12 protein-coding genes are annotated in these 11,970 nt (G+C 73.8%); 8 read left to right on the top strand and 4 right to left on the bottom strand.

Annotation, left to right across the window (positions count from 1 at the left end; translation table 11 throughout):
- The first annotated feature begins 23 nt into the window (after window positions 1-23).
- Window positions 24-791, top strand: a complete 768-nt coding sequence (map, locus tag BIU94_RS07115; protein WP_071256474.1) for a type I methionyl aminopeptidase — start codon at window positions 24-26, stop codon at window positions 789-791.
- Here the strand turns inward: map and BIU94_RS07120 are convergent.
- The gene (locus tag BIU94_RS07120) at window positions 775-1,341 is read right to left on the bottom strand and encodes a 4'-phosphopantetheinyl transferase superfamily protein (RefSeq protein ID WP_071255963.1); all 567 of its coding nucleotides are present in this window, start codon (window positions 1,339-1,341) and stop codon (window positions 775-777) included. The two genes, map and BIU94_RS07120, sit on opposite strands and share 17 nt — an antisense overlap.
- Before the next feature lie 38 nt (window positions 1,342-1,379).
- Window positions 1,380-1,583 (bottom strand): hypothetical protein, encoded by a 204-nt coding sequence (locus BIU94_RS07125; protein ID WP_071255966.1) that lies wholly within the window; start codon window positions 1,581-1,583, stop codon window positions 1,380-1,382.
- A gap of 208 nt (window positions 1,584-1,791) precedes the next feature.
- Here BIU94_RS07125 and BIU94_RS17770 point away from each other — a divergent pair, with 208 nt between their 5' ends.
- The 5 genes from BIU94_RS17770 (at window position 1,792) to BIU94_RS07150 (ending at window position 7,308) form a co-directional block, all read left to right on the top strand.
- On the top strand, window positions 1,792-3,810 hold the full coding sequence (locus BIU94_RS17770) for a TPM domain-containing protein (RefSeq protein WP_071255969.1): 2,019 nt from the start codon (window positions 1,792-1,794) through the stop codon (window positions 3,808-3,810).
- An 88-nt stretch (window positions 3,811-3,898) separates the two neighbouring features.
- On the top strand, window positions 3,899-4,624 hold the full coding sequence (locus tag BIU94_RS07135; RefSeq protein ID WP_071255971.1) for a PspA/IM30 family protein: 726 nt from the start codon (window positions 3,899-3,901) through the stop codon (window positions 4,622-4,624).
- A gap of 44 nt (window positions 4,625-4,668) precedes the next feature.
- Complete coding sequence (locus BIU94_RS07140; RefSeq protein ID WP_071255973.1) at window positions 4,669-5,490, top strand: arginase family protein; 822 nt, start codon at window positions 4,669-4,671, stop codon at window positions 5,488-5,490.
- Window positions 5,491-5,533: 43 nt separating this feature from the next.
- Entirely contained in the window at window positions 5,534-6,937 is a 1,404-nt protein-coding gene (locus BIU94_RS07145; protein ID WP_071255975.1) for an NAD(P)/FAD-dependent oxidoreductase, read from the top strand.
- The gene (locus tag BIU94_RS07150) at window positions 6,934-7,308 is read left to right on the top strand and encodes a Fe-S oxidoreductase (RefSeq protein ID WP_071255979.1); all 375 of its coding nucleotides are present in this window, start codon (window positions 6,934-6,936) and stop codon (window positions 7,306-7,308) included. Before BIU94_RS07145 ends, BIU94_RS07150 begins: the two co-directional genes overlap by 4 nt.
- A gap of 350 nt (window positions 7,309-7,658) precedes the next feature.
- Here the strand turns inward: BIU94_RS07150 and BIU94_RS07155 are convergent, their stop codons facing one another.
- Window positions 7,659-8,465, bottom strand: a complete 807-nt coding sequence (locus BIU94_RS07155) for an ABC transporter ATP-binding protein (RefSeq protein WP_071255981.1) — start codon at window positions 8,463-8,465, stop codon at window positions 7,659-7,661.
- Window positions 8,462-9,358, bottom strand: a complete 897-nt coding sequence (locus tag BIU94_RS07160) for a siderophore-interacting protein (RefSeq protein WP_139195897.1) — start codon at window positions 9,356-9,358, stop codon at window positions 8,462-8,464. The genes BIU94_RS07155 and BIU94_RS07160 overlap by 4 nt, the downstream gene beginning before the upstream one ends.
- 65 nt (window positions 9,359-9,423) lie before the next feature.
- On the opposite strand from BIU94_RS07160, the gene BIU94_RS07165 reads away from it, so the two are divergent.
- Both BIU94_RS07165 and BIU94_RS07170 read left to right on the top strand, forming a co-directional pair.
- Window positions 9,424-10,374, top strand: a complete 951-nt coding sequence (locus tag BIU94_RS07165; protein ID WP_071255987.1) for an alpha/beta fold hydrolase — start codon at window positions 9,424-9,426, stop codon at window positions 10,372-10,374.
- A gap of 58 nt (window positions 10,375-10,432) precedes the next feature.
- The gene (locus BIU94_RS07170; RefSeq protein WP_071255989.1) at window positions 10,433-11,965 is read left to right on the top strand and encodes an ABC transporter substrate-binding protein; all 1,533 of its coding nucleotides are present in this window, start codon (window positions 10,433-10,435) and stop codon (window positions 11,963-11,965) included.
- Window positions 11,966-11,970: the final 5 nt, after the last annotated feature.

The raw sequence follows: 11,970 nt of genomic DNA on the forward strand, positions 1-11,970 counted from the left end.
GTAATACCGGTATGATCATCCGGATGATCGAGATCCTCACCCCGGCCGAGGTCGACCGGGCCCGCGCCACCGGCGCCCTGGTCGGCACGATCCTGCAGACCCTCCGCGAACGCACCCGGGTCGGCACGAACCTGCTCGACGTCGACCGGTGGGCGAAGGCCATGATCGAGGACGCCGGGGCCGACTCCTGCTACGTCGACTACGCCCCCTCGTTCGGACGCGGCCCCTTCGGGCACCACATCTGCACCGCCGTCAACGACGCCGTCCTGCACGGGCTCCCCCACGACCGCGCCCTGGCCGACGGGGACCTGCTCACACTGGACCTCGCGGTCTCCCTCGACGGCATCGCGGCCGACGCCGCCGTCAGCTTCGTCGTCGGCACCCCGCGCGACGAGGACCTCGCACTCATCGACGCGACCGAGCGTGCCCTGGCGGCGGGCATCGCCGCGGCCGGACCCGGCGCGCGCACCGGCGACCTGTCGCACGCCATCGGCACCGTCCTCGAGTCCGCCGGCTTCCCGGTGAACGTCGAGTTCGGCGGCCACGGCATCGGCTCGACCATGCACCAGGACCCGCACGTGTCGAACACCGGTCGCCCCGGCCGCGGCTACACCCTGCGGCCGGGTCTGCTGCTCGCCCTCGAACCCTGGGTGATGGCGGACACCGACCGGCTCGTCACCGACGCCGACGGCTGGACCCTGCGGAGCGCCACCGGCGCCCGGACGGCCCACACGGAGCACACCATCGCGATCACCCAGGACGGCGCCGAGGTGCTCACGCTGCCACGGTGACGCGGACCCCGCCCGCCGCCACCGCGAGCACCGTGTCGGCGGCGGGGAACAACACCGTCACCGGGTGCTCGGTCCCCTCGAGGACGGCGGTGGCGCGGCGGAGGTCGACCTCGACGTTCCGCGGGTCGACGCGCAGCCCCCGACCGTCGCGCTTCAGCACGGCCTCCTTGACGGCCCACAGCGCGGCGAGCTGCGTCGTGTCGCCACGTGCAGCGGCCAGCTCGCGCACCGTGAAGGCGTCGAGCGGCGCGGCGGCCACCCGCGACGCGCGCTCGACGTCGACACCGAGCGGTCCGGGGCCGACGGCGATCGCGACCACACCGGTCGTGCGCGACAGGCTCACCCCGACGTCGGTGCCGTGCACCGTCGCCACGGGCCGTCCGTGGTCGGTCCCCGCGCAGTGCGGACAGACGCGCCCCGCGCGCACCGCGTCCACGTCGACGGCCGCAGCGGACGCGACGGCGGCGACCAGGGCCTCCCGGTCGGCGTCGCGGTCCCGACCCGGCGCTCGGAGCGTCACCGTGACGTCACGGAGGCGCGGCTCAGCCATGCGGGCAGCCTCCGACCGCCGAGCGGCCATCCGTGCGCTCAGGCGTGCGTCAGCGCGATGAGCGCGACGTTCATGGTGCTGTAGAGCCCTTCGGACCGCGTCGCCTGGCGGACGCGTCCGCGCAGGACCTCGTAGCGGCCGTCGTGCTCGCGCACGAAGCCGATGACGCCGGTGGCCGGCGTCGACACGCGGTGGTAGCCGTCCTCGAGCGGGACGACCTCGGTACTCGTGGTGCGCTCCATTGCTGTTCCCCTTCCCGTTCGTCGTCGAACAGATCCCCCAGCATACCCCGGACCGGGGGACAAGACGCTCACGATCACGCTCGTCCACAGGGTTGCCCGGGAGTCTGTCCGCGCTCGGATCGGCCTGGATAGACTCCGGGCGAAAGCGCTGCGGTGGCGCGGTTCCTGGCGACGTCGACGGCGTCGACCGGTGACGGACGGAGGACGGATGCGAGCGGTCCCACACGGATCGACCACGGGCGGGACGAGCACACGGAGGGGGACAGCGCGCCTCCTCGGACGACTCACCGCGGCGCTGCTCGCGACCCTGGTCGTCCTGGCGCCCGCCGCGACCGCGCACGCCACCGCACCCGTCGAGATCGGCAGCGCCTACGTCCTCGACGAGGCCGACGCGCTCACCCCCGCACAGCAGACCTCGGTCGAGCGCGCGGTCTCCGACCTGTACGCCGACACCAGCACGCAGCTCTTCGTCGTCTTCGTCCCGACCTTCACGAACCCCTCCGACCACACGGCGTGGGGCACGGCCGTGCTCGAGCGGAACCAGATCGAGTCCGACAGCATCCTGCTCGCCGTCGCCGTGCAGGACCGCGACTACGACGTCCAGCAGACGAACGAGACCGCGATCAGCAGCTCCGACGTGCAGACCGCCGTGCAGGACGACCTGCTCCCCGCGCTGAAGCAGGACGACTGGGCCGGCGCCGCGACCGCCTTCGCGAGCGGCCTGACCGACTCCCAGGCGCCCGCGGACCTGACCTGGCTGTGGATCCTGCTGCTCGTCGTCGTGGTCGGGCTCGTCGTCGTCGTGCTCGTCGTGCGGACGCGCAACAAGCGGCGCACCGCAGCCGCCACCCGCGCGCAGCAGGCGTCGCTGGCCGACCTCGAGCGGACCGCGGGCGGCGCGCTCGTCACGATCGACGACGAGCTCCGCACCGCCGAACAAGAGGTCGGGTTCGCGACCGCGCAGTTCGGCGCGGACGCCGCGAAGCCCTTCGCCGACGCCGTCGCAGCCGCGCAGCGGTCCGTCCGCACCGCCTTCACGTACCAGCAGCAACTCGACGACGAGGTCCCGGACAGCCCGCAGCAGCGTGCCGAGTGGGCGAACCAGATCATCGTGATCTGCGAACAGGCGCACGCCGCGATCGACGAGCAGACCGAGGCGTTCGACCGGCTCCGCGCCCTCGAGGACGGCGTCGAGGACGCCGCCGCCGCGCTGACCCGCGCGGTCGCCGCCGCGCCGGCATCGGTCGACACCGCAGCGGCCGCCCTCGACCGGCTCCGCTCGGACTACACCGGGCGCACGCTCGCGACCGTGGCGGACAACGTCGACCAGGCCCGGCAGGTCCTCGCCTACGCGTCCGAGCGGTCCGCCGCGGCGGACCAGGCACTCCGTTCCGGCGCCAAGGGCGAGGCCGTGGTCGCCGTGCGCGACGCCCAGCACGCCCTGGCCCAGGTGGAGCAGCTGACGAACGGCGCCGTCGGCGCCGAGCGCACCTTCGCCGAGGCGACCGCACGCGCCGGCGCGATGCGCGCCGACATCGAGGGCGACATCGCGGCAGCGCGCACCCTGTCCCCCGCCGGCCCGGACCTCGCCGCAGCCGTGACGACCGCCGAGACCGTGCTGCGGCAGGACCTCGACCCACGCGACCCGCTCACCGCGGTCGACGCCCTGACCCGCGCGAACACCGAGATCGACCGTGCGATCGCCGCGGCCCGCGGCGCACAGGAGCAGCAGCAGCGCGCGGCGCGGGCGCTCGACGACGCCCTGCGGGACGCGCGGAACCGCATCAGCCAGGCGCGGGAGTTCGTCTCCCTGCACCGCGGCGGTGTCGGACCGGTCGCCAGGACCCGGCTCTCCGAGGCCGAGCGGGCGCTCGACGACGCCGTCCAGCTCGCCACCACCGACCCGGGGCAGGCCCTGCAGGCCGCCCGGGCGGCCGAGCAGTACGCCGCCGCGGCGATGGACGCCGCGAACGACGACCTGGGCGGCTGGGGCGGCGGCGGCGGTGGCGGCGGCTTCGGCGGTCGCGGCGGCGGCCCGCAGCTCGGCGGCCTCGTCACCGGCATCGTGCTCGGCGGACTCCTCGGCGGCCGCGGCGGCAGCTACGGCGGCGGCTCCTTCGGGGGCGGCGGCTTCGGCGGCGGCGGAGGCTTCAGCGGCGGCGGAGGCTTCGGCGGGGGCGGCGGGGGCGGCGGGGGCGGCGGCTTCTCCGGCGGCGGACGCTTCTGACGCGACCCAGTCCGACCACGACGACCTCCCCACCACAGACCACGACCTGCCCCATCACCAGTCACACCTCTCTCGAAAGGACCACGACATGGCCAAGCAGACGATCTTCGGACGCATCTCCACCCTCGTGCGGGCGAACATCAACCAGCTCATCGACGACGCCGAGGACCCGCAGAAGATGCTGGACCAGCTCGTGCGCGACTACACGAACAACATCGCCGACGCGAAGACCGCCATCGCGCAGACCATCGGCAACGTGCGCCTGCTCGAGCAGGACCACGAGGAGGACAAGCGCGCCGCGGTCGAGTGGGGGCAGAAGGCCGCCAACGCGTCCAGCGCCGCCGACCGCTACCGCGCCGAGGGCAAGACCGCCGAGGCGGACAAGTTCGACAACCTCGCCAAGATCGCGATCGGCAAGCAGATCGCCGCCGAGCAGGAGGTCTCCGACGCCGAGCCGAACCTCGCCTCGCAGAACGAGGCCGTCGAGAAGCTCAAGACCGGCCTCGCCGGGATGGAGCAGAAGCTCGAGCAGCTCCGTGCCAAGCGCGACAACCTCGTCGCCCGTGCCAAGACCGCCGAGGCGCAGTCGAAGGTCAACGACGCACTCGGCAACATCGACGTGCTCGACCCGACGAGCGACCTCGGCCGCTTCGAGGAGAAGGTCCGCCGCGAGGAGGCCAAGGTCCTCGGCCAGCAGGAGCTGCAGTCGTCGAGCCTCGACGCCCAGTTCGAGAGCCTCGAGGACGTCGGCAAGGACGCCGAGGTCGAGGCGCGCCTCGCCGCGCTGAAGTCGGGCGGCTCGCCGACCATCTGACGATCGCCCTGACGGCGCCGGACCCCACCTGACAGACTGAGACGATGCACTTCCTCGTGGTCGGTCAGTGGCAGGGTTCGGCGTCGTCCCGCGCGATGCGGCTGGGCGACGGGGCATCGGCGATCGCCGCCGACCTGCCCCGGGCGTCGACGACGGTGGTCGAGGTCCCGGCGGGTGCCGGCGACCGGCTCGAGACCGCCGTCGCCCGCTACACCGCCGTCCTCGGCGTCGCCGAGCGCGTCGCCGAGGAGACGAGCGTCGCCTCCGAGCCCGTCCTCGTGGTCGGGGGCGACGGCGCGAGCGTGCTCGGCGCCACCGTCGCGCTCGACGTCGACACCGCGTTCGTCCGCGTCGCCGGGTCGAGCGGCTACCGCCCGCTGAACCGCGCCCAGCCGGTCGCCGCCGAGACCGCGGTCCTGCGGCTCCTCGTCGACCGACCGGACGACCTGTTCCCCCGCCTGCCCCGCCCGTCGGCCGGCTCCGTCGTGCTCGCCGGCGTCCGCGGCCTCGAGGACGCCGAGCGCTCCGCCCTCGACCGGGCCGGCATCGCCCACCTCGACGTCGACGCGGCGACGCCCGACGCCCTCGGCGCGGCGGTCGACGCCACCGGCGCGTCGTCGGTGTTCGTGCACGTGGACCTCGACGTCCTGGACCCGTCCGAGGTCGACGGGCTGCTCGAACCCGTCCCCTTCGGTCTCGACGGTGCGGGCCTCGTCGAACGCATCCAGGCCGCCACCCGCGGACGCCGTCTCGCCGGTGCCGCACTGACCGGCTTCGCGCCGGTCGACCCGGACCGCGCGGTCGACGACCTCGGCGTCATCCTGCGCGTCGTGGGCGCCCTGACGAGCGCGGCGCGGATCGGCTGACCACCCGGGGCCGTCCCATGCCGCCCCGCGTACGCTCGGCGGCATGACGGACTACGACCTCATCGTGATCGGCGCCGGCGCAGTCGGCGAGAACGTGGCGGACTACGCCCACAAGCGCGGCCTGTCGGTCGCCGTCGTCGAGGCGGAACTCGTCGGTGGGGAATGCTCCTACTGGGCGTGCATGCCGTCGAAGGCCCTGCTCCGGAGCGGACACGCCCTCGCCGCCGCGAAGCGCCTCGACGGTGCCGCACAGGCGGTCACCGGCACGCTCGACGCGGCGCACGTGCTCGCCCGCCGCAACTCGTTCACCTCGGACTGGAAGGACGACTCACAGGTCTCCTGGCTCGAGTCGGCCGGCATCGCCCTGATCCGCGGCCACGCCCGCATCACCGGCCCGAAGACCATCGAGGTCGCCGGCGAGACGCACACCGCCCGCGCGGCCGTCGCCGTCGTCACCGGTTCCCTGCACGCGCTGCCGGACGTGCCCGGCCTCGCCGACGCGAAGCCGTGGGGCACACGTGAGGGCACGAGCGCACAGCAGGTCCCGGAGAGCCTGCTCGTCATCGGCGGCGGCGTCGCCGGTTCCGAGCTCGCCACCGCCTGGGCCTCGCTCGGCGCGAAGGTCACGCTCGTGGCACGCGGCGGCCTGCTCGGCGGCATGGAGCCGTTCGCCGGCGAGCTCGTCGGCGACGCCCTGCGTGCGCTCGGCGTCGACGTCCGCACCGGCGTCAGCCCCGTCCGCGTCGACCGCGACGAGCACGGTCTCGTGACGACCACGCTCGACGACGGCACGACGGTCATCACCAGCGAGGTCCTCGCCGCCACCGGCCGCTCGCCGCACACCGCCGAACTCGGGCTCGAGTCGGTCGGACTCACCGCGGGCGACTGGCTCGAGGTCGACGACACCATGCTCGTGCACGGCACCGACTGGCTCTACGCCGTCGGCGACGCCAACCACCGCGCGCTCCTGACGCACCAGGGCAAGTACCAGGCCCGTGCCGCCGGCGAGGCCATCGCCGCCCGCTTCCAGGGCACCACGCTGCAGACCGAGCCGTGGGGCGCGCACGTCGCGACCGCCGACCACGCCGCGGTCCCCCAGGTCACCTTCACCGACCCGGAGGTCGCCAGCGTCGGCCTCACCGAGCGGGCCGCCCGCGAGCAGGGCCTGAACGTCCGCGCCGTCGAGTACGACCTCGGCAGCGTCGCGGGCTCCGCGCTGCAGGCCGACGGCTACACCGGACGCGCCAAGATGGTCGTCGACGAGGACCGCGGGGTCGTCGTCGGGGTCACCTTCGTCGGACAGGACGTCGCCGAGATGCTCCACGCGGCGACCGTCGCCGTCGTCGGCGAGGTCCCGGTCGCCCGGCTCTGGCACGCCGTGCCGGCCTACCCGACCATGAACGAGATCTGGCTCCGCCTGCTCGAGACCTACGGCCGCCCGGTGTGACCGGCCACGGCGTCGTCCGGCGGTCGGTGCTCGACTCCCCCGTGTCGCGCGCCGGCTGGCTCGCCGCGACGGCGCTCGGCCTGGCGATCGGCGTCCCGCTGTCCACCGGCCGGATCCGCGTCGTCGACGGCCTCGTCGTCTGCACGGGGTTGCCGCGCTGGGTCTTCCGGCGCGGCGGCACCTGTGTCGGCTCGGTCTACCTGACCCGCGACAACGACGGCGACCGGGTGCTCCGGCACGAGCGCGTGCACGTCGACCAGTGGCGGCGCTACGGCGTGCTCATGCCGGTGCTCTACGCCGTGGCCGGGCGCGACCCGCTCCGCAACCGGTTCGAGGTCGAGGCGGGCCTGGAGGACGGCGGCTACCGCTGACTCCGGCCCTGCGGCGGCAGCGCTGCAGGGCCCACCGAGGTCGCACGACACGCCACACGCCGACCGCCGAGGTCGCACTTCGTGCCGCTTCCGCCCAGTGCAAACGGCCCGTAGTGCGATCTCACCGTGGCGACGGCGGTCGGCAGCGGCCGTCCCTGCAGGCGAGAGGCCCGACGCCGGGGTCGCACGACACGCCGCGCACGGTGCGCCGAGGTCGCACGTCGTGCCGCTTCCGGAGCGTGCGAGCGGCACGTCGTGCGACCTCGGGGACCAGCCCGACGGCCCGCCCGCCCGACGGCCCGCCCGCCCGCCCGACGGCCCGCCCGCCCGACGCGCACGCGCCCCGCGCGTCAGGCCGCGCGGCGGCGCGGGACGATGAGCGGCGTGCCGGTCTCCGGGTCGGGGACGACGACGCACGGCAGGCCGAAGACGTCCTCGACGAGGTCGGCGGTGAGCACCGAGGCTGGCGCCCCGGAGGCGACGATCGACCCCTGGCGCATGGCGATGACGTGGGTGGCGTAGCGCGCCGCCTGGTTCAGGTCGTGCAGCACCGCGACGACCGTGCGGCCGGCCGCGTGCAGTGCCGAGGCGAGTTCGAGCACGTCGTACTGGTGCGCGATGTCGAGGAACGTCGTCGGCTCGTCGAGCAGGACGATGTCGGTCTCCTGGGCGAGCACCATCGCGATCCACACCCGCTGGCGCTGGCCGCCGGACAGCTCGTCGACGCTCCGGTCCGCCAGCTCCACGGTCTCCGTCTGCTCGAGCGCGGCGAGCACGGCACGGCGGTCGGAGCCGGACGACGGGTGCAGCAGGTCCTGGTGCGGGAAGCGGCCGCGCGACACGAGGTCGCGCACGGTGATGCCGTCCGGGGCGATCGGTGTCTGGGGCAGCATGCCGATCCGGCGGGCGACGGCCTTCGGCCGCAGCGACGTGATCGGGACGCCGTCGAGGTACACCGTGCCGGCGGTCGGCTTGAGGGTGCGGGCGAAGGACCGCAGCAGCGTCGACTTGCCGCAGGCGTTCGGACCGACGATGACGGTCAGCTCACCGTCCGGCACGTCGACGTCGAGGGCGTCGACCACGACCCGGTCGTCGTACGCCAGGGTCAGGCCGCGCGCACCGAGGGCGGTCGAGGGCGCACCGCCCGGAGCGGTCAATGCTCGGCCTTGCCGTGCCGCCAGTAGCCCATGAACGCGACCTGCTTGCGGTCGATGCCGACGCCGCGCACCAGGTGGCGACGGAGTTCCTTGACGCAGCCGGCCTCGCCCGCGATCCACGCGTAGACCGGGCGCTCCTCGGCGGGTGGCGGCACGTCCCACAGGACCTGCTCGTCGACGTCGACGTCGGTCAGCTCGGCGGAGGGCGCGCACGCGGCGGCCGGGGCGACCGACGACGCCCAGGCGTGCACCTGGTCGGTCATCCGCACGCCGTGCGTCGCGCCGTTGCGGGCGATCCAGCGGACCTCGACCCCGGCGGGCGCGGTGACGGGCAGCCGGTCGGCGTCGGTGGGGACCTCGATGAAGACGTGACCGACGGTGGAGACGTCGAGGGCCTCGAGGATGGCGCAGATGGCGGGAGCGGCGGTCTCGTCACCGGCGAGCAGGATCCGGTTCGCGTGGCCTGGTGCGAACTCCGCGGCACCGGTCGGCAGGTCGGCAGGCGACTCGGGCACGCGCGGCCCGACGATGCGGATCTCGTCGCCGACACGGCAGGACGACACCCAGCGCGAGGCGGGGCCGGCGTCGCCGTGCGCGACGAAGTCGATGTCGAGCTCGTGGGCGTCGGGCCGGAACGAGCGCACCGTGTAGGTGCGCAGCGGGTTCCGCGCCTCGTCGGGCAGTGCCCGCCAGGCGGCGTACCAGTCGTCGTCCTCCGGCAGTTCGGAGAAGCCGCCGTCGGGCAGCGGCAGCACGATCTTGATCCGCTGGTCCAGGCCCACCGACGAGAAGTCGGCGAGCGCGTCGCCCGTCAGCGTCACCCGGACGAAGTGCGGGGTGAGCGAGGTGACGGCCGCCACGCGGACGGGGAAGACGCGGTACCGGGTTGCCACGTCTCCGAGTATGGCATGCCTTACCTAACGTCTCCAGAGGTGCCGACGGTGCGAGGATCGTCCCCGTGTCCGATGCCCCCGACGACGAATTCGCCGACCTCGCCACGCTCGCGGCGGCGAGCGGCGTGCCGGAGCCGCTCCGCGCCTCCCGGCAGCTGGTCCGCACCGACGACGGACAGGAGACGTCCGCGATCCGGTGGGACACGACGGACGGGAGGGAGGCCCGGGTCACCTACCTGCACGGGCTCGGCATCGACGCACACAGCTTCGACCAGACGGCGCTCGCCCTGGGCGAGCCGGCGGTCGCCCTCGACCTGCCGGGCCACGGTCGGTCGAGCTGGCGGGACGACGCCGACTACGGGGCCGCCGTCACGGCGCCGGGCGTGCTCGCCGCGCTCGATGCCCTCGGTGTCGGACCGGGCGTCGTCGTCGGGCACTCGCTCGGTGCGATCCTCGCCGCGCGACTCGCGGCGGCGGCACCGGAGCGGGTGACCGGGCTCGTGCTCGTCGACATGTCGCCGGACTTCGCGCAGCGCGCCGTGGACCGGATCGCCCGCGCCCTCGAGACCGAGCCGGCGTTCGAGTCGCTCGAGCAGGTCGTCGACCGCGCGGTCAAGGCGCGGGTCGGCGACGACCGCTCGGTGCTCCTCCGCGAGGCCCGGCACACCACGCGGCTCGGTGCCGACGGGCGGCTCGTGCGCCGTCACCACTTCCCCCACCTGCCGGCCGGACGGACGTCGTCGGTCGGGCGCTTCGCCGACGCGTGGCCGGACCTCGAGGCGCTCCGCGTGCCGCTCCTGCTCGTCCGGGGCGACCGCGGCTACGTGTCCCCGAAGCTGCACGCCGGGTTCGTCGAGCGCCTGCCGGACGCCGAGGTCGTCACGGTCACCGCGCGGCACGCCGTGCAGAACCAGGCACCCCTCGAACTGGCCGCGGCGATCCGGGCATGGGGCGAGCGGCACGGATTGTTGCACCCGATCGAGGAACCGTCGCCGGACGGTACCGACCGCCGGTAACCTCGTGCGAGCGCGAGGTCCGACCACCGTCCCCGCGCCCGGAAGGAACCCACAACCCATGAGTCCGCTCCTCCGCCGCACCAGCCGCACCGGCCGCGCGGCCCTCGCCGCCACCGCGGTCGCCGTCGTGTCCGCCCTCGCGCTGACCGGCTGCTCCGGTTCGTCCGGCCCGACGGGTGGCCCCGACGCCACCGTCCGCGTGGGCCTGGTGCTCGAACCGACGAGCCTCGACATCCGGACGCAGTCCGGAGCCGCGCTCGACCAGGTGCTCATCGACAACGTGTACCAGGGGCTCGTCGGACGGACCGCCGAGGGCGACATCCGCGACGTGCTCGCGTCCTCGCACGAGGTCTCCGACGACGGTCTCACCTACACGTTCACGTTGCGGAAGGGCACGACGTTCCAGGACGGCGAGCCGGTCACCGCCGCCGACGTCGTGTGGTCGCTCGAGCAGGTCAAGGCGAACGACTCCTACATCGACTCGGCCGCGCTCGCGAAGGTGCGGTCGATCTCCTCCCCCGCCGACGACACCGTCGTGCTCCGCCTGCGCCAGCCCGACTCCGACCTGCTCTTCAACCTGACCGGTCGGGCCGGCCTGGTGCTCGAGGAGGCCGCGGAGAACGACCGCTCGGACAGCGCGAACGGCACCGGCCCCTTCGAGGTCGCGAGCTGGAAGCAGGGCGACTCGCTCACCTTCGAGCGCAACGACGACTACTGGGGCACGAAGGCGAAGGTCGCGAAGATCGTCTTCCGCTACATCACCGACCCCTCCACCGCGGTGAACGCGATGGCCGAGGGCGACATCGACGTGCTCAACCCCGTCGACGGCACCCTGAAGAGCCAGCTCGAGGGCAACGCCGACATCGCGCTGCACTCCGGCAAGACCACCGACAAGTACACGCTCGCCTTCAACGACCAGAAGGCGCCGTTCACCGACAAGCGCGTGCGCCAGGCGATCCGGCAGGCCATCGACCCGAAGGCCCTCATCAAGGCCGTCGGCGGCACCGGTGTCGAGCAGGGCGGGCCGATCCCGGAGCTCGACCCGGGCTACGAGGACCTGACCGACGTCGACGCGTACGACCCCGCGAACGCGAAGAAGCTGCTGGCGGCCGCCGGCGCCCGGGACCTCGACCTGACGCTGACGTACGCCAACGTCTACCCGGCCGTGATCGGCGACGTGCTCAAGTCGCAGCTCGCCGAGGTCGGCATCACCCTGACCGTGGACCGCGTCGACTTCGCCACCTGGCTGTCGACCGTGTTCCAGGCGCCGAAGAAGGGCCCACGCGACTTCGACCTGTCGATGGTCGACCACGTCGAGGCCCGCGACTTCGGCAACTGGGCGAACCCGGAGTACTACTTCGGGTACGACAACCCCGAGGTGCAGGCGCTCTACGCCGAGTCGATCGCCGCCACGACCGAGTCCGACAAGGTCGACGCGCTCCGGAAGGCCGCGCGCATCGTGAGCGAGGACGCCGCCGGCGAGTGGCTGTACACGGCGACCGAGATCACCGCCGTGCGCTCCGGCGTGACCGGCTTCCCGGTGGACGGCGGCAACTCGCGACTCGACCTGTCGCGGCTCGCGGTCAAGTGACGGTG

The sequence above is a fragment of the Curtobacterium sp. MMLR14_006 genome (assembly GCF_001864985.1).
Taxonomy (GTDB): Bacteria; Actinomycetota; Actinomycetes; order Actinomycetales; family Microbacteriaceae; genus Curtobacterium.